Below are 17,645 nucleotides of genomic sequence, written 5' to 3' on the forward strand. Positions count from 1 at the left end.
GCGACCGGGCCGCCGGGTGTCCGTGGCCTGAGTCCTCATGCGCCGGACTCAGACCGGAGCCGGTCGCTCGTGGAGCAGTCGGGCGCCGAGGGCGGCCCGGAGTGCGGGACGGCGACCCGGTCCTGATCCCGCTCAGGTCCGCGCCAGCACCACCACCGCGTTGTGTCCGCCGAACCCGAAGGACGTGCTGAGGGCCACGGCCGAGGAGAGCGGGCGGGGCCGGCCCATCACGGTGTCGAGGTCGAAGGCCGGGTCGGGGTCGGTGAGGCCCGCGATCGGGGGGACGACGTCGTCGCGCAGGGCCAGTGTCGTCAGGGCCGCCTCGATGACGCCGGCCGCGCCGAGCGCATGGCCGAGGCTGCCCTTGGCGGAGGTGACGGGCGGGCGGTGCGGGAGGACACGGGCGAGCAGCGCGGCCTCCATCGCGTCGCCGCGTGGCGTCGAGGTGCCGTGCGCGTTGACGTGGTCGACGTCGGCCGGGGTCAGGCCGGCGTCGCTGAGGGCGGCGCGCAGGGCCCGCTCGGCCAGGCTTCCCCGGGGGTGCGGGGCGACCAGGTGGTGGGCGTCGTTGCTGGCGCCGTAGCCGGCGAGGTGCGCGAGCACCGGCGCCGAGCGGGCGTTCGCGTGCTCGGCCCGCTCCAGGACGAGCGCGCCCGCGCCGTCGGCGATGACGAAGCCGTCGCGGGACCGGTCGAAGGGGCGGGACCCGGTGTCGGACAGCGCGCCGAGCTGGCTGAAGCCGGCGACGATCAGCGGGGTCGCGGAGGCCTCGGCGGCGCAGACCACCGCGATGTCGCACTGCCCGGAGGCGAGCAGGTCGCGGGCGGCACCGATGGCGGTGCCGCCGGACGCGCAGGCGGTGGCGACGGCGAATGCGGGTCCGGTGGCACCCACGTGCAGGGCGACGGTGGCGCACACCATGTTGGGCAGGTAGCCGGTGAGGAAGTACGGGGAGACGGAGCCCGGCCCGTCGGCGGCGAGCCGGGCGGCGGCGCGCTCCTGCGCGTGCATGCCGCCGGTGCCGACACCGGCGACGACGGCGACGCGGGTGCCGTCCCACTCCGCCGGATCCAGCTTGGCCCGGTCGAGCGCCTCGGTGACGGCGGCGAGCCCCATCCGCACGCTCGGGTCCAGGTGCGCGACGCCGTGCTGCCGCAGGGGCAGCCGGTCCGCGTCGGCGACCCGGCAGCTCAGGGAGACGGGCAGCGCGCTCAGGGTCGGGTCGGGGGCGGCGAAGGCCCGCCCCGCGCGGACGGCGGCCCAGGTGGTGTCGGCGTCCCGGCCGGCCGGGGTGACCAGACCGAGGCCGGTCACCACGACGCCCGTCATCCGGCGCGCCGCGCGTCGACGCGGGCCGCGAACTCGGCGAACCCGAGGTCGCGCAGCTCGTCCTCGGTGACGGTGACCCCGAGATCGTCCTTCAGGGAGATCGCCATCTCGACGACCATCAGGGAATCGACGAGCAGCTCGGTCATCCGGGTGTCGGGCAGGACGGCGGCCGGGTCGACCTCGAACTTGTCGACGAGGAGACCGGTGATCAGATCGGTGGTGGGCGTCGGGGACGCGGCAGAGGAGATGGTCATACTGGAAGGAACCACCCCAACGGCACCTTTAGCCTTGCGGCCGCCCATTTTCAGCAGAAAGTGGGATTCCGTGACACATGTGAACTCCGAACCGCACGGCCCGGACGCGACGGACCTGGCCGAATCGCTCCTCGGCTGGCTGGCCGACGACTGGTTCCGGGTCGAGGTGACCGGTCTGGAGAACATTCCGGCGGCCGGCCCGGCCCTGCTCGCGGCCAACCACTCGGGCGCCTGGGGCCTGGACGGTTTCGTCCTGCACAAGGTGCTGAGCCGTCAGGTGCGGCGGCCGGTGCGGGTGTACGCCTCCGAGCTGATCCTGCGGATCCCGCTGCTCGCCTCGTACGCCCGCCGGCACGGGATGCTCACCGACGATCCGACCCTGGGCCGCGACCAGCTGGCGGCGGGCGAGCTCGTCGCGCTCTTCCCGGAGGGGTTCAGCGGGGTCGGCAAGGGGTTCTCGCAGCGGTATCGGCTGCGGCCGTTCGGCCCCGGGTTCGCGAGCGCCGCCGTGCTGACGGGGGCTCCGGTGGTGCCGGTGTCGATCGTGGGCGCCGAGGAGGCGTATCCGAAGCTGGGCGAGATCGGCTCGCTGGCCCGCCGGTTCGACCTCCCGTTCTTCCCGGTCACCACACCGCTGCCGCTGCCGTCGAAGTGGCTGATCAGCATCGGGGAGCCGATCCCCGCCCCGGCCCGCGCCGCGTCGTTCGCCGAACGGTCGGAGGCGACGCGGCGGCTGTGCGACGAGGTCTGGTTCACGGTGCAGGGCATGGTCGACCGGGACCGGGGCCGCCGCACCACCCCGTTCTGGTGAGCCACGTGCCGCTGCGGACACGTCAGTTGGTGAGCCAGTCGGCCGCGCGGCGGGCGTCGGCGGCGGCGCGGGCGCACCGTTCGGCGTGGCCGAGCAGCGTCATCCGGCAGCGCTCGCCGAAGGCGTCGTGGTTGAAGCCGGGCTGCCGGGCGAACTCGGCGAGCCTGCGGGCATGGCCCTCCAGGCGGCGCGCGGAGGCGGCGGCGAGCGCGGCGTAGTGGGCGGGACTCTGCCCGGCGGGCGGTGTCCGCATCAGGTCCGAGTCGTCCGGTACGTGGGCGTCGGCGCCGGTGTTCACGAGGGCGAGGCGCAGCGTGTCCGCGGGCAGTTCGGCGGGCGGCGCCCCGGGGCCGAGGCGCGGCGCGAGGACGGCGGGCACGGCGTCCCGGGTCAGCGCGCGGACGAGTGCTCCCGCGGCGAGTACGGCGAGGTCGGCGGCGGCGCAGGGGACGGGAGCGGCGCACAGGGCCGCGGCCGCCTCCGCGGCGGAGCCGCTGAAGCCGTCGAAGTCGTCGCGCTCGTCGTCCTCGACGAGCTCGTCGGAGTCCTCGGGGTCCTCGGCAGCGGCGCTCTCGTCGTCGATATCGTCATCGCCTTCCGAGGAGTCGTACCCGTCGGCGTCGTCGGCGTCGTCGGGATCGTCGGCCTCTTCGAGGTCCCGCAGCCAGCCGGTGGCACACAGGATCTCGGTCCCCGCGTCGACGGCCGTGCCGTCCCACACGAAGGGCGCGTCGACGCGGTGCACGGTGGCCGCGAGCGGCGGGTAGCGGAGCAGCGCCTCGGTCACGGCGCCCTCCGGGTCACGGCCGCAGGACACCAGGGCCAGCGCCTGTGCCGCGGTGTCGGTGAGCGCGCGGGTGACGGTCTCCAGGGCGTGCACGACCACGGTCCCGTCGGCCGGGATGTCCGCCAGGTACGGGGCGAGGCGGCGGCTCAACGCGTCCCGGCGCGAGGCGAGTTCGGCGTCGTCGGCGGCGCGGGCGGTGGCGTCGAGGATGTCGCTGACGAGGGTGTCGTCGGCGGCCGCGGCGCCGAGCACGATCCGGCGGGCGAGGCGGCGGGCGGCGGCGTTCCAGTCGTCGCGGTCGAGGGTGGCGTCGCCCTGCCGCGCTGCGAGCAGCCGGTGCGCCTCGGCGTCGGCGGCCTTGCGCACCCTGCCGCTCAAGGACGCGGCGGCCACCGGCAGCGGGGCGTGCGCGGTCAGGTGCAGCCGGCGTCCCCGGTCGGTGAAGGCGGTGACGGCGCCGCGGGCACCGGCCTCCTCGGCGGCGGCGACCAGCCCCGCCGCGTCGGCACGGTTCAGCGGCATCAGGAAGGTGCCGAACGCGGTGCGCAGCCGGGTCGGCCGCCCGGAACCGGTGCGCCGCACCTGCCCGAGGATCTGCCGGGTCAGCTCCTGCCGGGTGAACGGCCTGAGCCCCAGGGCGCGCGCCGGGGCGTCGATCCAGCCCACGCGCCGGGCCGCGAGGGCGGCGCTGACGAGGGCGTTCTCCAGAGGCCAGGCCGTGGCGGGCCGCGTGGCGGTGGTCATGGTCGTTCTCCTACGGTGCGGTCGGCCTGGCTCTGAGGTCCGGGGAGGTCACTTGTCGCGGAGCAGATAGGGCTGGTTGGCGGCGATCTCGCCGTCGTAGGCCGTGATGAGTTCGTTGACCCGCGCACGGTGGGCCTGCTGGGAGTCGCTGAGGGTGTCCGCGTAGGCCTGCGGGGCGTGCGAGAGCGGGTAGTCGTACGTCTCGTCGGTCCACGCCAGCTCGATCCAGCTGTCGGGGATGTCGTTGGCGGAGGCGGGACCGCGCCCGTCGAGGCCGGGGATGACGTCGTGTTCGTTGACGAGGCTGACGACCCGGGTCGTGGGGTCCGCGGGGCGTTTGTTGTCGATGGGCGAGCCGACGGTGATCACGTGCGTCAGCCGGTACCGCGACACGAAGTCCAGGTCGCAGGCGAGGTTGACGGCGGTGATGCCGCCGAGGCTGTGCCCGACGATCATCACCTCGGCGCCGTCGGGCACGCCCGCGCGCAGCAGCATCTGCTTCACGGAGCGGGTGTACGTGGTGTCGGTGCGCAGCATCCCGTCGAACGCGCCGACGACGTCCTGCGGGGTGCTGTTGCTCAGCCGTCCGAAACTGGTGCCCGGCAGCAGCACCACGTGCCGTTCGGTGCCGTCCGCGCAGGCGACGCGGCGCAGCAGGGCGAGGCCGTGGTTGCCGAGGGCCGAGATGTCGTCGATGTAGCGGACGATGTCGTTGGCCGAGCGGGTGAGGACCTTGGTGAGCAGCGGGTCGGGGTCGACGCGTTCGGCGCGGCCGCGGCCGGGGTTGAGGTGCCGGACGAGTGCGGCGGGCAGCCCGAGGATCGGGTCCGTGGTGGGCACGCCGCCGGCCAGGGTGACCCAGGCGAAGCTGTCGTTGGTGGGGTTCTCGTCGAGGAGCCCGTTCAGCGCGAGCAGTTCCATGATGACGGGGCTGACGGTGGTGAGGGTGCGGGTGACGCCGTGCAGATCGGTGAGTTCCCGTGCGGCGCGCACCGCCTCGATCCTGCGGCCCGCGACGACGGCGTCGGTGAGCCGCCGGGCGAGCGGCCCGGCCAGATTGGGGTGGGCGCGGGCGGCGGCCTCGATCCGCAGCGCGAACGCGTCGACGGCCATCACGACGCAGGCCGGCCGGCGCCGGGCCATCGCGCCCATCGAGCGGACCGTCTCACCGACCAGGCCGCCGTTGACGGCGATGCCGAGCCCCGCCGGGTTGGTCAGCGCGCGGGCCGCCGCCAGGGCGGTGCCGGCGGCCCAGCCGGGCCGGCGCAGCGCCTGGAGGCCCACGCGCCAGCTGGCCCAGGCGGCGGTCAGCTCCGCGCCGGTCCTGCGCGTGGCGAGCGCCGCGTCGGCGAGCAGCACGGAGGCCGCGATCAGGAGTTCGGGATCGGTCTGCTCGGTCCGGCCCGACGGCTCGGTCCGCTCGGTCCGCTGGTGCGCCTGGGGCGCTGTCGGGGCTGCCATCACGGCCACCTCGTTCTTGTGCGTGTCGGTACGGGCCTGACTGTGTCCCGGCCTGTCCCGGGCTGCCCCGCCGCCTTCAGAAGTAGACCCGGGGCGGCGCCGTCCGGCAGGACATGGCGGCCGGTCGGGTGAATCGCGCAGCGTGTGCGCGTGCCAGGACGGGCGGTGCGGCGGGCCGCGGCCAGCATCTGCGGAGTGATCATCGGACGAGCGGGCCGGGTCCGGCGACGGGCGCGCGTGCGCGGCATCGTCGTCGCACTGCTGCTCGGCCTGGCCTGCTGGCCCGCACCGCCGCCCACGTCGGCCGACGGCACCGGCGCGCACGGTCTCGCACTGGTCGTCAGCGTCAACACCCGGCCGGGGCTCGGCGCGCTGCGCCCCGGGATCCGGACCGGCGGGCCGGTCGTGAAGACGTACCTGCTGACCAACCGCGGCGGCGCCGACCTCTGGGCGATCCGGGTCGAGGACCCCGCGCTGCCGGGCGCGCGGATGCGCTGCCCCGGCGGCGGGAACCGGGTGCCGCGGCTGACCGGACTGCGCTCGGTGTCCTGCACGGCGACGGGCCGGGCCCGCCCGGGCACCCGGGTCGGCACGGCGGTGGCCACGGGGCGGCTGCCGTATCTGCGGGCCGGTGTGCGGGCGAGCGCGCGCTCCGGGTACACGGGGGTGGGCGGCGCGCTGGCCCTCGTACAGACCGCGCGGGTGACGGGACCGGGGCGGGCACGGGTCCGCTACGCCGTGACCAACATCGGCAACCGGCCCGTCGTCGGCGTCCGGGTCACCGACCCGGGGCTCGCCCCGACGCGGCGGGGGCCCGCCGGCTGCCCGGTCATGGCCCGGATCGATCCCGGGACGACGGCCGTGTGCGCCACGGAGGTGCGGCGGGCTCCCGGTACGTACACGGGCCGGGGTCTGGCCCGGGGCACCGACGGGCTGCGCACGCTCGGTCCACGTGGCGGACGGGTGGCGCCGCCGCCGCTCACCGCCCGGGCCACGGCGCGCTTCACGCTGCCCGGCGGACGGGACCGGAGACCCGAGCCGCCGTCCCGGCCGTCCTCGGCGGCGGTGGCTCCGCCCGGCCGCGACGAACGGACCGGCGCGCTCCCGCCCGGCCCCGGCGGACAGGCGGCTCCGGTGCCGCCCGGGGCGTTCGCCCTTCCGCCGGGGGCGCCGGGCGTGCCGCCCGAGGCGCTGGACCTGCCGCCGGGCGCGGTCGGCGTACCGCCCGGAGCCGTCCCGGCGCCGGTACCACCCGTGGCTGCGGCAGTACCGGCCGTGCCGCCTCTGCCGGGCATCGCGCCCCCGGACGCCGGGCGGCCGCCCGGAGGAAGGCCGCCGCCCCGGCCGGAGGCACGACGGCATCAACCGGCGCCGCCCCGCGTGGCGTTGCTGCGCCGGTTCGTCCGGGCGGATCACCGGCCGACCGGGCTGGGGCTGCTGACCGCGCTGTTCCTGGTGCTGCTGCCGGCCGCCCTCGCGGCGGTCCTGCTCGGCTCCCGCGGACGCTGACCGACCTCGCCCGACGCCCTCCGCCCGCCCCCATCCGACCGGGATCCCTGATGACCGAAATCCTTGCCGTCGTCCTCGGTGTCGCGCTGCTCGCCGCCGCGGTCGTCCTGCTCAAGCACCGTTTCTGGCCGATGGGCCCGGACGACGAACCGCGCGAGGACGTCGCCGAGTACATCTCGATGATGGTCGGCGTGCTCTACGCGCTCGTGCTCGGCCTCGCCCTGGTCTCCGTGTGGGACACCCACTCCGGCGCCGAGGACCACGTCGCGGCCGAGGCGGGCGCCGCGCACCAGGTCCGGCTGCTGGCCGCCGGGCTGCCCGCCGCGCAGGCCGCTCAACTGCGGGGCGGCATCGAGACCTACGTCCGGCACGTCACGGACACGGAGTGGGCCGGGATGGCCGACGAGCGCGGGCCCGACCGGGCGGGCTGGCGGATGCTCGACGGGATCCGGGCCGCGGCCCAGACGCCGGCCGACGCGGCCCCCGCCCAACAGGCCACCGTGCAGGAGACGCTGGCGCAGCTGAGTGTTCTGGACGAGGCGCGCCGCGGGCGGGAGGCGGACGCGGGCGAGCGGCTCTCGCCCGTGATCTGGTTCGGCCTGATCGTGGGCGGCTTCCTCACGGTGGCCTTCATGTTCATGTTCGGGGTGACGCGCAGCGTCACGCACGTGGTGATGGTGATGGGCCTGTCCGCCCTCATCACCTTCACGGTGGTGCTGATCTACCAGCTGAACACGCCGTTCAGCGGCATGTTCGCCGTCGGCCCGGATCCGTTCACGCGGTACTTCTGACGCCCTTTCGGGGCCGTCCCGTTCAGTTCCAGATCGCCTGGGCCAGGGCCGCGCCGACGAGCGCGGAGCCGAGGCCGCCGAGCACGCTGCCGACCACGTTGACCAGCGCGTAGAAGCGGACGCCCGTCTCGGCGAGCCGCAGGGTCTCGTACGAGAAGGTGGAGTACGTGGTCAGCGCCCCGCACAGGCCGGTGCCGATGAGGAGTTGCAGGTGGGAGGAGGCCGCGCCCGCCATGACCGCGCCGGTGAGCAGGCCGAGGACGAGCGAGCCGACGACGTTCACGGCGAACGTGCCCCAGGGGAACACCGTGTCGTGCCGGGTCTGCACCGTGCGGTCGGTCAGGTAGCGCAGCGGGGCGCCGACCATCGCGCCCGCGATCACCAGAAGCCAGTTCACGCCGCTCCCCCGCCGTCGGTCCCGCCGGTGCGCCGGACGCGGGCGGCGACACGGCGGGTGAGATGGGTCGTCGTCCAGACCGCCGTGAGGGCGAGGCACACGGTCAGGGCCAGATAGCCGAGCGCGATGCGCGCCTCGTCGCCGTCGGTCAGGGTCCTGATGTCCACGGCGTACGTCGAGAAGGTGGTGAAGCCGCCGAGGACGCCGGTGCCGAAGAACGGGCGGACCAGGCGGTGCACGGACCACACCTCCGTGATGAGGACCATGAAGACGCCCATCACGGCGCAGCCGGCCACGTTCACCCACAGGGTCGTCCACGGGAAGGCGCCGCTCGCCGTGGGCCACAGGAGAGCGGCGCCGTACCGGGCGCAGGCGCCGGCGGCGCCGCCGACGGCGACCACCCCGATCACCGGTGCTTGGTCCCGCCAGGGCGCGGCGCGCGGGGCGGCGGGGGCCGGGGCGGCCTGGGCCGTCTCTACGGGCTCGTTCGGCATGGCGGTGCGGGCCTTCTTCACGTGCGGGGATCTCCGACCCTATCCCGGTGGCCGAACCAGTACCGACGCGGCCCGGTGCGCCGCGCGGGCGTCACAGATTCTGTCCGAGCCCCCCGCCGCTCACCACGTAACTGCACTGGGTGTAGGTGTATCCGGGCTCGATGGTGCCGCCCGCGGCGCGGCTGTTGGCCGTCGCCGAGCCGCCGCTGCCGGGCTTGTGCAGGAAGTCGTACCGGCCCGCGGGCAGCCGGAGCGTGGTGTGCGGGTAGGTCTTGCCGCCCGCGCGGCACGCCCTGCTGCGCCCTGCTGTCTCGGTGGCGTACGTCCGGCAGGAGCCGCAGCCGGGGATGGTGATCCGCCCGGTGACCGGTCCGGTGTACAGGACTTCGACGGGATCCGGGCCGTCGTTGCTGATCACCAGCTCCATGCGGGAGCCGCCCGGGGAGTGCGCGGGCGGCAGCCGGAGACCGGCCGCGGGCCGTTGCTCGGCGATCTCGGCGGCGATCGCGACCTGCTGGGCCCGGCCGCGCCGCTTGTCGCTCTTGTAGTCGCCCGCGAAGCCGGTCAGCGTCGTGCGCGCCGCGCCGAACTCCTTGTCCTCGAACTGGTCGATGCCGCAGGCGTACTCGCCGTCGCGCACGGCCCGGTCGACGTCGCCGCGCAGATGGGCGGGGGTGGGTGCGGGCAGTTCCTTCGCGGTGTCGCCGATCCTGCGCAGCGCGTCGGTGGCGCGGCAGGGTTCGGCGCCGTCGAGTTCCCCGGCGTGCTCGTCGACGGCGTCGTGCAGGGCGGGTTCGACCTCGGCGGCCTGCTTCGACTCCGGGAACGTCCGCAGGAGTTGGCCCAGTTCGCCACCGGTGCCGTCGCTCTCGCCGGAGCCGAGCTTTCCGGTGCCGCAGGCGAGCAGCGAGGCGGCGAGCCGGGTGTCGGGCCAGCCGGCCAGGTCGCCGAGGACCGCACGGTCGATGGACCTCGGCACGTCCCGCAGATAGGCGAGGGGCGCGACGGCCGCGCAGTGGTCGTGGCCGGCGTAGGGCGCGGCGACGGTCCGGTAGTACACGACGAGGCTGTCGTGGACCCGGTGCGCGGCCCGGGAGCCGGGGTGGTTCTCGGTGAGGTCGTGGTAGCGGCCGAGCGCGGTGCGGTAGTCGGGGCGGGCCTGGGCGAAGTCCTCGCCCGCGGTCCGCTCGACGAGGGCGTCGGTCCGGGCCAGCCGGTCGAGCAGCATCGCCTCCACGGCGTCGTCGCGCAGCGCCCCGTACCCGACCGCGCCACCGGCGGGCACGGCGAGCAGCAGCACACCGAGCGCGAGGGCGAGACCCGGCCTGACCCGCCCGGCGGTCGACGGTGCGCGCAGGCCCCGGCGGGCGCCGTCCGCCGCCGCGACGAGCAGCAGGACGAGGTACCCGACGACCGCCCAGGCGGGCACACCGTCGGGGTCGGCGGGCAGCGCGACGATCAGCAGTCCGGCGGTCGCCGCGAGACAGAGCGCGGTGAGCGCCCAGTGGCGCAGCAGGGCGTAACCGAGGCCCAGACCCGAGAGGTTGAGCAGGCCGGCGGCGACGGCGCGGACGGGATCGGCAGGCCCCGGTGGCGCCTGGGGCGGGGGCGGCGGCCCGAACGACAGCACTTGCGTGGGCCCGTGCTCCGGCGGGGCGGGCGGTGGTCCCGACGGCATGGGCGGCACCGCGGGCGGCGGCATCTGCGGCGGCGGCCCGAACCGGCCGTCACCCCCGCCGCCCTCGCCGCCCCCGCCTCTCCGGCTCCCGTCGGCCCCGCTCCCGCCGTCGTCCGCTCCGCCGTCCCGTCCCGCGTTCCCGAACGTGTCCCCCGGCCAGCCCATCGCGGTCCCCCAACCGTCAGGTGTCACAGCCCAGCTCAACGATCCGGTCGGACGCCGGGCCTGTCAATCGGGCACGGCCGGACGATCATCCTCAACTGCCTTTACTTTCCGACGACTTGACGCCCTCGAGCCGCCCCCATTAACTCAACTCTTGAATTAAGACGCTCGGGCACACAGCGACGCACCAGACGCACCACCAACACCCGTATCGGGACCATCGGGAGGGAATCTTGCGTCACGTCACATCCCCGCACCGTCAGAGCAGGAGAAGACGGGCGGTTCTGCTGGCCGTCTCCGCGCTCGCCGCGGGACTGCTGCCCCTGACCACCGCCGGACCGGCCGCCTCCGCGGACGATCCGGCCCCCGTGCCGGTCGACCGCTTCGAGGGCGAGGTGCCCTTCGCCAACCAGCCCGCCGAGGGCATCTTCACCTGGGGCGGCGACACGGACGATCCGCCGAAGCTGGAGCTGAAGGAGCGCACGGACGCACCCGAGGGCGCCAAGGTGCTCGAAGGGTCGTACGACATCAGTGGTTACGGCGGGTTCAGCCATGACTTCGCCGCCGGCCAGCCGGCCCACGACTGGTCGGCACACCGCGGCATCCGCTTCTGGTGGTACGGGGACGGCTCCGGCCGCGCGCTCACCTTCGAGATCAAGGACGGCGGCGCGCACGGCGAGGCGTCCGAGCTGTGGAACACGCGGTTCACCGACGACTTCTCCGGATGGAAGCAGATCGAGCTGCCGTTCACGCAGTTCGCGTACCGCACGGACTACCAGCCGGTCGGCGGCATCGACCAGGTCCTCGGCCTCGACAAGATGTGGGGCTACGCGGTCACGCTGCCCACCGGCACGAAATCGCAGTTCGCCATGGACGGCGTGGAGTTGTACGGCAAGGCCGACCCGGCGCTGCGTGCGTCGGTGACGACGGACGCCGCCGTGTACCCGGTGAAGGAGGGCGGCTCGGCGAAGGTGAAGCTGTCCGTGACGACCACGGGCAACGTGCCGGTCGCCGACGACGTCACCGTCGCGTACGCCACGGAGGGCGGCACGGCGACGGCGGGCAAGGACTACGCCCCGGTCAGCGGCAAGGTCACCTTCCCGGCGGGCACGGCGTCCGGCGCGACGAAGACGGTGACGGTCGCCACGACGAAGGACCGGGAGAAGGCGGAGAGCGCCGAGACGATCCCGCTGAAGCTCACCGTGACCGGCGCCAAGGCGCCCGCCGAGACACCCCGGGTGGTCGTCGACGCGCACGGCCTGCCGTACCTCGACGCCAGGCTTCCGGTGAAGAAGCGGGTCGCCGACCTCGTCTCCCGGATGTCCCTCGCGGAGAAGGCCGGTCAGATGACGCAGGCCGAGCGGGGCGGTGTGGGCGCCGGCGGGGACGTGTCCTCGTACGACCTGGGCTCGCTGCTCTCCGGCGGCGGTTCGACACCGACGCCGAACACCGCGGCGGCCTGGGCGAAGATGATCGACGGCTTCCAGCTGCGGGCGCAGGCGACCCGGTTCCAGATCCCGCTGATCTACGGCGTGGACGCGGTGCACGGGCACAACAACCTGACCGGCGCGACGATCATGCCGCACAACATCGGCATCGGCGCGACGCGTGACGCCGCGCTCGCGGAGAAGACGGGCGCGGTGACCGCGTCCGAGGTGCGCGCGAGCGGTGTGCCCTGGGACTTCGCGCCCTGCCTGTGCGTCTCGCGCGACGAGCGGTGGGGCCGCTCCTACGAGTCGTTCGGCGAGGACCCGGCGCTCGTGAAGAAGATGGAGACGATGATCCAGGGCTTCCAGGGCCGCGCCGACGGCAGCGACCTGGACCGTGACGACAAGGTCCTGGCCACCGCCAAGCACTTCGTCGGCGACGGCGGCACCGCCTACGGCTCATCGACGACGGGCTCGTACACCGTCGACCAGGGCGTCACGACCGTGACCCGCAAGGAGTTGGAGGCGGTGCACCTCGCGCCGTTCGGTGACGCGGTCGAGCGGGGCGTCGGCACGGTGATGCCGTCGTACTCGTCGCTCGACGTCATCGGTGACGGCGAGGGCCCGGTCAAGATGCACGCCGACGCCAAGATGATCAACGGCGAGCTGAAGGACAAGCTGGGCTTCGAGGGCTTCGTCATCAGCGACTACAACGGCATCGACCAGATCCCGGGCGACTACAAGAGCGATGTGCGGACGTCGGTCGACGCGGGTGTCGACATGGTGATGGCGCCGTACTCCTACAAGGAGTTCCGTGACGACCTGGTCGGCGAGGTCGAGGCCGGCAACGTCTCGCGGAAGCGGATCGACGACGCCGTGTCGCGCATCCTGACCCAGAAGTTCAGGCTGGGCCTGTTCGAGCACCCGTACGCGGACACCGCGAACGCCGACCGGATCGGCAGCGCCGCACACCGCGCCGTCGCCCGGCAGGCGGCGGCCGAGTCGCAGGTGCTCCTGAAGAACGACGGGAACGTGCTGCCGCTGAAGAAGTCGCAGAAGGTGTACGTCGCCGGGTCCAACGCCGACGACATCGGCAACCAGAGCGGCGGCTGGACCATCACCTGGCAGGGCTCGTCCGGGAACATCACCGACGGGACGACCGTCCTCCAGGCGATGAAGAAGGCCGCTCCCGGCGCCACGGTCGCGTACTCGAAGGACGCCTCGGCGCCGACGGACGGCTACGACGTGGGTGTGGTCGTGGTCGGCGAGACCCCGTACGCGGAGGGCATCGGCGACGTCGGCAACGGCAACGACCTGGAGCTGACCGCGGCCGACAAGGCCGCCGTGGACAAGGTGTGCGGCGCGATGAAGTGCGTGGTGCTCATGGTCTCGGGACGGCCGCAGCTCATCGGCGACCGGCTCGGCGAGATCGACGGGCTCGTGGCGTCCTGGCTGCCCGGCACGGAGGGCGACGGTGTCGCCGACGTGCTCTACGGCAGGAAGCCCTTCACCGGCCAACTCCCGGTCACCTGGCCGAAGTCGGAGTCCCAGCTGCCGATCAACGTGGGCGACGCCTCGTACGACCCGCAGTTCCCCTACGGGTACGGGCTGACGACGCTGACGAAGGCGTCGGCCGGAGGCGAAGGCACGCTCAGGGCGCTCGCGCGCTCGGCGCGGCACGCGCACGACGCGAAGGCCGGACAGGCGCTCGTGAAGGCGGCACGGCTGATCGTCCAGGAGAAGGCGGGCGGCTCGGTGCGTCAGGCGTGGGCCAAGCCGTTCGCGGAGGCCGACCATCTGTCGCTCAGCGGCGACTACGCCGGGGCGCTGGCCGAGCTGATCACCGCCTACAAGGCAGCATAGGCAGGTCGTCTGACAGTAAACGTGCAGCTCAAGCAGCTATACACTGGGTGTACAACCCATGTGTATAGTGCGCGCCATGTCTGCTGCACATGAGAAGATGATGAAAATACGAAAGGGGTTCCGGACGGCGGCGGCCCTCGCCGCCGCCGGAGCCCTTTCCGTCGCCCTGAGCGGCTGTACGAAGTACGACACGTCCAGACCGAGCGCCGCCCGCACGGCCGCCGCCAGACCCGCGGCGGCATTCGGCACGGTCGACTGCCGCCGCTCCAAGTGCGTCGCGCTCACCTTCGACGCGGGCCCGAGCGAGAACAGCCCCCGGCTGCTGGACATCCTGAAGGAGAAGAAGGTTCCGGCCACCTTCTTCCTGCTCGGCAAGAACCACATCGCCGAACACCCCGAGCTGGTCGAGCGGATGGCACGCGAGGGGCACGAACTCGCCAGCCACACCTGGGACCACAAGATCCTCACCGACCTCGACGACGACGCGGTCCGGGACGAGTTGCGGCGCACGGACGACGCGGTGGAGAAGCTCACCGGCAAGCGCCCCACGCTGATGCGCCCGCCGCAGGGCCGCACCAACGACCACGTGAGCGAGCTGGCCAAGGAGGAGGGGCTCGCGCAGGTCCTGTGGGACGTGACCACGAAGGACTACACGCTGCCGCCGTCGAGGACGATCACCGAGCGGGCCGTGACGCAGACGCACCGGGACTCGATCATCCTGCTGCACGACATCTACCGGAACACCGTGCCCGCGGTGCCCGCCATCATCGACCGGCTCAAGGCCAAGGGCTACGTCTTCGTGACGGTCCCCCAGCTGCTGGCACCCGGCACGGCCGAGCCGGGCAGGATCTACAAGCCCTGACGCCGCCGACGGCCTAGCATCGCGGCATGACCGCCCGCATCCGGATCGTCCGCGAGACCCCGCTCAGCCCCGACGAGGCCTGGCTGCGGCTGACCGACTGGGAGCGGCACGGCGACGTCGTGCCCCTGACCCGGGTCACCGTGACCACCCCGCCGCCGACGGCCGCCGGCACCGTGTTCACGGCCCGCACCGGCACCGCCCGCGGGCTCGGCTTCGACGACCCGATGGAGGTCGTCGTCTGGCAGCCCCCGCACCGCTGCCGCCTGGAGAAGCGCGGCCGTGTGGTCACCGGCTGGGCGGAGTTCGAGGTCCGGGCGCTGGACGGCGGCGGATCCCGGGTGGAGTGGCGCGAGGAGCTGGCGGTCCGGGGGCTGCCGCGGGCGGCGGATCCGGTGCTCGCGACGGCGGGGCGGTGGATGTTCGGGCGGGCGGTGGACGGGCTGCTGCGGGTGACGGGCTGACGAGGCGCGCCGCCTCTCACAGCAGCGGCGGCCTGGCGTTCCGTACGAGTTCCAGGGCCTGCTGCGGGAACCAGTCCCCCGCGTCCGGGTCGACGGTGCCGCGCTCGGGGTCCTCGGGGCCGCTCGTGCCCCGCAGGCACAGCCCGTCCGACTCGCCCGGCGTCTTGATCCACAGGCGTGCGTCCTGAAGGGGGTCGCCGGTCCGCAGGGTCGGCCGGGCGCCCAGACCGCGGCCCGGCGGGTTGCACCACTCCTGCGCGTCGCTGTACTTGCCCGCCGGCGCGGTCCACGGGCCCTGTCCGTTGCGGCTGGAGTCGGTCACGAAGTGCGCCATCCGGGAGGCCGGCACACGGACGTGGGCGTCGAGCCAGGCCTGCGCGTCGGCCCGCGGCCAGTACTGGTCCGGGCACACGGCGGCGTCCCCGCCCCCTTCGACGTAGGCGACGCAGGACGAGATCAGCTTCCCGTACCAGGAACCGGCGTCGTCGGAGTAGTAGTTCGAGACGTTGGTGAAGAAGCCGGAGGCGCGGGTGACGCCGCCCTCGACGAGCCTCGGCACGATCGAGCCGACGGAGTGCCAGCCCGGGTGCCCGGTGTCGAGGTAGACGCGGGTCCCGCGCAGCGGCTCCAGCGTGTCGACGGCGTAGTTCACCTCGGCGTACCGCGCGGCGGTCCTGGTGCCCTCGGCGTCGTCCTGGCCGCAGTCGGCGGGCAGCAGCGCGAGCGAGTCGGGTTCGAGGACCACCATGGCGTCCCGGGACCCGATGCCGCGCGCGACGGCGTCGATCCAGGCCCGGTACTCGGCGCTGTTCGCGGCGCCGCCCGCCGAGTAGTTGGCGCAGTCCCGGCCGGGGACGTTGTACAGCGCGAGGACCGGGACGGAGGCGGCGCGGGCGGCGTCCTTCGTCACGTCCCGGACGAGCCGCTCCGCGTCGTCCGGGTTCTGGCCGTCGAACCAGACCGCCTGCGGCGTGGCGACCATGGCCGCGATACCCGCGGCGTCCTTGTACTGCCCGGCCCTGGCCAGGCCGAGCGCCTGGCGCACGGCATCGGGGTTGGGGGCGGGGGTGTAGAGGCGGGCGTCGTGCCGCGCCGGGTCGGCGACGGCGGCGGGGCCGCCGGCCAGCAGCCCGGACAGCACGACGGACAGGGCGGCCACGACCGTCGCGCCGCGGCGGAGGGTGCCTCTGACGGGTTCTCGCACGGGTTCACTCCTGTGGTCCTCGGCGATCACGGAAGAGCGTTCGGGAAACGTGCGGGAGCGCTCCCACGCCAGGGTCGTGGGAGCGCCGCGTGGCGTCAAGTACGGTGCACGAGACTCCTGTTGCCGCGGACCGGGCGCGGGGAGATGCCGGCGATCCACGAGAGGGCGCCGGGGGCACTCCCCGCCGCAGCACCCGCCGCGTCCCGCCGGCGCGCGATCCCCCTCAGGCCACCGACCCGATCCGCGCCGTCGCCCCCGCCTCGTGATGGATCGGCGTGTGCGCCCCGGTCAGGGAGACCCCGGTGCCGCCGCGGCGGGCGGCCACGATCTCCGAGGCGATGGACACCGCGACCTCCTCCGGGGTGCGGGCGCCGAGGTCGAGGCCGATGGGTGAGCGCAGGCGGGCCAGTTCCAGTTCGCTGACGCCGACGTCGCGCAGGCGTTCGTTGCGGGCCAGGTGGGTGCGGCGGGAGCCCATCGCGCCGACGTACGCGACGGGGAGCCGCAGCGCGAGCTGCAGGAGCGGGACGTCGAACTTGGCGTCGTGGGTGAGGACGCACAGCACGGTGCGGCCGTCGACGTCGGTGCGCGCCAGGTACTTGTGCGGCCACTCGACGACGATCTCGTCGGCGTCCGGGAACCGCGCGGCCGTCGCGAAGACGGGCCGGGCGTCGCACACGGTGACGCGGTAGCCGAGGAACTTGCCCATCCGGACCAGCGCCGACGCGAAGTCGATCGCACCGAACACGATCATGCGGGGCGCGGGGACGGACGACTCGATCAGCAGGGTGAGCGGTGCTCCGCAGCGCGAGCCCTGCTCACCGATCTCCAGGGTGGCGGTGCGGCCGGCGTCGAGGTGCGCCGCCGCCTCCGCCGCCACGGTGCGGTCCAGCTCGGGGTGGGCCCCGAACCCGCCCTCGTACGAGCCGTCGGGCCGGACGAGCAGTGCCCGGCCCCTCAACTCGGCGGGGCCCGACACGATCCGGGCGAGCGCCGCCGCCTCCCCCCGTGCGGCGGCGGCGAGCGCGGACCCGAGCACCCCGCGGACGGCCTCGTCCGAGGCGCGTACCGGGGTGACGAGGATGTCGATGACGCCGCCGCAGGTGAGTCCCACGGCGAACGCGTCGTCGTCGCTGTAGCCGAACCGCTCAAGGACCGGTTCGCCGTCCTCAAGGGCCTGTCGGCACAGTTCGTAGACCGCGCCCTCCACGCAGCCGCCGGAGACCGAGCCGATCGCGGTGCCCTCGCTGTCGACGGCGAGCGCCGCTCCCGGTTGCCGGGGCGCGCTGCCGCCGACGGCCACCACGGTGGCCACGGCGAAGTCGCGTCCCTGCTCGACCCACCGGTCGAGCTCTTCGGCGATGTCCAGCATGTCTCGGTCTCCTCACGGATACGCAGTGGATGGCGGGCG

General features: G+C 74.1%; 15 protein-coding genes. 6 read left to right on the forward strand and 9 right to left on the reverse strand.

The window, feature by feature from the left end; all coding sequences use genetic code 11:
* Positions 1-132 precede the first annotated feature (132 nt).
* Positions 133-1,329 carry a beta-ketoacyl-[acyl-carrier-protein] synthase family protein gene (locus tag ABT127_RS21660; protein ID WP_351452392.1) on the reverse strand — a complete coding sequence of 399 codons (1,197 nt, stop codon included), beginning with the start codon at positions 1,327-1,329 and terminating at the stop codon, positions 133-135.
* Positions 1,326-1,583 (reverse strand): acyl carrier protein, encoded by a 258-nt coding sequence (locus ABT127_RS21665; protein WP_351452395.1) that lies wholly within the window; start codon positions 1,581-1,583, stop codon positions 1,326-1,328. The genes ABT127_RS21660 and ABT127_RS21665 overlap by 4 nt, the downstream gene beginning before the upstream one ends.
* A gap of 70 nt (positions 1,584-1,653) precedes the next feature.
* Here ABT127_RS21665 and ABT127_RS21670 point away from each other — a divergent pair, with 70 nt between their 5' ends.
* The gene (locus ABT127_RS21670; protein ID WP_351452398.1) at positions 1,654-2,394 is read left to right on the forward strand and encodes a 1-acyl-sn-glycerol-3-phosphate acyltransferase; all 741 of its coding nucleotides are present in this window, start codon (positions 1,654-1,656) and stop codon (positions 2,392-2,394) included.
* A gap of 22 nt (positions 2,395-2,416) precedes the next feature.
* On the opposite strand, the gene ABT127_RS21675 is transcribed toward ABT127_RS21670, so the two are convergent.
* Together ABT127_RS21675 and ABT127_RS21680 are read right to left on the reverse strand one after the other, a co-directional pair.
* Positions 2,417-3,925: a hypothetical protein gene (locus tag ABT127_RS21675; protein ID WP_351452401.1), complete on the reverse strand. Its 1,509-nt coding sequence runs from the start codon at positions 3,923-3,925 to the stop codon at positions 2,417-2,419.
* A gap of 48 nt (positions 3,926-3,973) precedes the next feature.
* On the reverse strand, positions 3,974-5,386 hold the full coding sequence (locus ABT127_RS21680; RefSeq protein WP_351452404.1) for a lipase family protein: 1,413 nt from the start codon (positions 5,384-5,386) through the stop codon (positions 3,974-3,976).
* Between the two features lie 195 nt (positions 5,387-5,581).
* On the opposite strand from ABT127_RS21680, the gene ABT127_RS21685 reads away from it, so the two are divergent.
* Together ABT127_RS21685 and ABT127_RS21690 are read left to right on the forward strand one after the other, a co-directional pair.
* Positions 5,582-6,895 (forward strand): hypothetical protein, encoded by a 1,314-nt coding sequence (locus ABT127_RS21685; RefSeq protein WP_351452407.1) that lies wholly within the window; start codon positions 5,582-5,584, stop codon positions 6,893-6,895.
* Between the two features lie 50 nt (positions 6,896-6,945).
* Positions 6,946-7,686: a bestrophin-like domain gene (locus ABT127_RS21690; RefSeq protein WP_351452409.1), complete on the forward strand. Its 741-nt coding sequence runs from the start codon at positions 6,946-6,948 to the stop codon at positions 7,684-7,686.
* Positions 7,687-7,708: 22 nt separating this feature from the next.
* On the opposite strand, the gene crcB is transcribed toward ABT127_RS21690, so the two are convergent.
* From crcB to ABT127_RS21705, 3 genes are all read right to left on the reverse strand, one after another.
* Positions 7,709-8,083 (reverse strand): fluoride efflux transporter CrcB, encoded by a 375-nt coding sequence (crcB, locus tag ABT127_RS21695; protein WP_351452412.1) that lies wholly within the window; start codon positions 8,081-8,083, stop codon positions 7,709-7,711.
* Positions 8,080-8,577, reverse strand: coding sequence for a fluoride efflux transporter FluC (locus ABT127_RS21700; RefSeq protein ID WP_502971758.1), 498 nt, complete (start codon positions 8,575-8,577; stop codon positions 8,080-8,082). The genes crcB and ABT127_RS21700 overlap by 4 nt, the downstream gene beginning before the upstream one ends.
* A 91-nt stretch (positions 8,578-8,668) precedes the next feature.
* Entirely contained in the window at positions 8,669-10,447 is a 1,779-nt protein-coding gene (locus ABT127_RS21705; protein ID WP_351452417.1) for a hypothetical protein, read from the reverse strand.
* A 203-nt stretch (positions 10,448-10,650) separates the two neighbouring features.
* Between ABT127_RS21705 and ABT127_RS21710 the strand changes: the two genes are divergently transcribed.
* From ABT127_RS21710 to ABT127_RS21720, 3 genes are all read left to right on the forward strand, one after another.
* Complete coding sequence (locus tag ABT127_RS21710) at positions 10,651-13,707, forward strand: glycoside hydrolase family 3 protein (protein WP_351452420.1); 3,057 nt, start codon at positions 10,651-10,653, stop codon at positions 13,705-13,707.
* A gap of 76 nt (positions 13,708-13,783) precedes the next feature.
* A complete protein-coding gene (locus ABT127_RS21715; protein ID WP_502971754.1) occupies positions 13,784-14,569 on the forward strand; it encodes a polysaccharide deacetylase family protein in 786 nt (261 codons plus the stop codon).
* 26 nt (positions 14,570-14,595) lie between these two features.
* Positions 14,596-15,030, forward strand: a complete 435-nt coding sequence (locus ABT127_RS21720; protein WP_351452423.1) for an SRPBCC family protein — start codon at positions 14,596-14,598, stop codon at positions 15,028-15,030.
* Between the two features lie 16 nt (positions 15,031-15,046).
* Here ABT127_RS21720 and ABT127_RS21725 read toward each other — a convergent pair whose 3' ends face one another.
* Both ABT127_RS21725 and ABT127_RS21730 read right to left on the reverse strand, forming a co-directional pair.
* Positions 15,047-16,234: a glycoside hydrolase family 6 protein gene (locus tag ABT127_RS21725; protein WP_351452426.1), complete on the reverse strand. Its 1,188-nt coding sequence runs from the start codon at positions 16,232-16,234 to the stop codon at positions 15,047-15,049.
* Positions 16,235-16,457: 223 nt separating this feature from the next.
* On the reverse strand, positions 16,458-17,606 hold the full coding sequence (locus ABT127_RS21730; RefSeq protein WP_351452429.1) for an XdhC family protein: 1,149 nt from the start codon (positions 17,604-17,606) through the stop codon (positions 16,458-16,460).
* Positions 17,607-17,645 lie beyond the last annotated feature (39 nt).

This window comes from Streptomyces sp. NPDC001904 (assembly GCF_040297005.1).
GTDB lineage: Bacteria > Actinomycetota > Actinomycetes > Streptomycetales > Streptomycetaceae > Streptomyces.

Bases quoted from the DNA above. Each gene is read 5' to 3' on its own strand.
- ABT127_RS21680 (WP_351452404.1), bottom strand. From the start codon at position 5,386: ATGGCAGCCCCGACAGCGCCCCAGGCGCACCAGCGGACCGAGCGGACC.
- ABT127_RS21675 (WP_351452401.1), bottom strand. From the start codon at position 3,925: ATGACCACCGCCACGCGGCCCGCCACGGCCTGGCCTCTGGAGAACGCC.
- ABT127_RS21665 (WP_351452395.1), bottom strand. From the start codon at position 1,583: ATGACCATCTCCTCTGCCGCGTCCCCGACGCCCACCACCGATCTGATC.
- ABT127_RS21715 (WP_502971754.1), top strand. From the start codon at position 13,784: ATGTCTGCTGCACATGAGAAGATGATGAAAATACGAAAGGGGTTCCGG.
- ABT127_RS21690 (WP_351452409.1), top strand. From the start codon at position 6,946: ATGACCGAAATCCTTGCCGTCGTCCTCGGTGTCGCGCTGCTCGCCGCC.
- ABT127_RS21730 (WP_351452429.1), bottom strand. From the start codon at position 17,606: ATGCTGGACATCGCCGAAGAGCTCGACCGGTGGGTCGAGCAGGGACGC.
- ABT127_RS21660 (WP_351452392.1), bottom strand. From the start codon at position 1,329: ATGACGGGCGTCGTGGTGACCGGCCTCGGTCTGGTCACCCCGGCCGGC.
- ABT127_RS21700 (WP_502971758.1), bottom strand. From the start codon at position 8,577: ATGCCGAACGAGCCCGTAGAGACGGCCCAGGCCGCCCCGGCCCCCGCC.
- ABT127_RS21720 (WP_351452423.1), top strand. From the start codon at position 14,596: ATGACCGCCCGCATCCGGATCGTCCGCGAGACCCCGCTCAGCCCCGAC.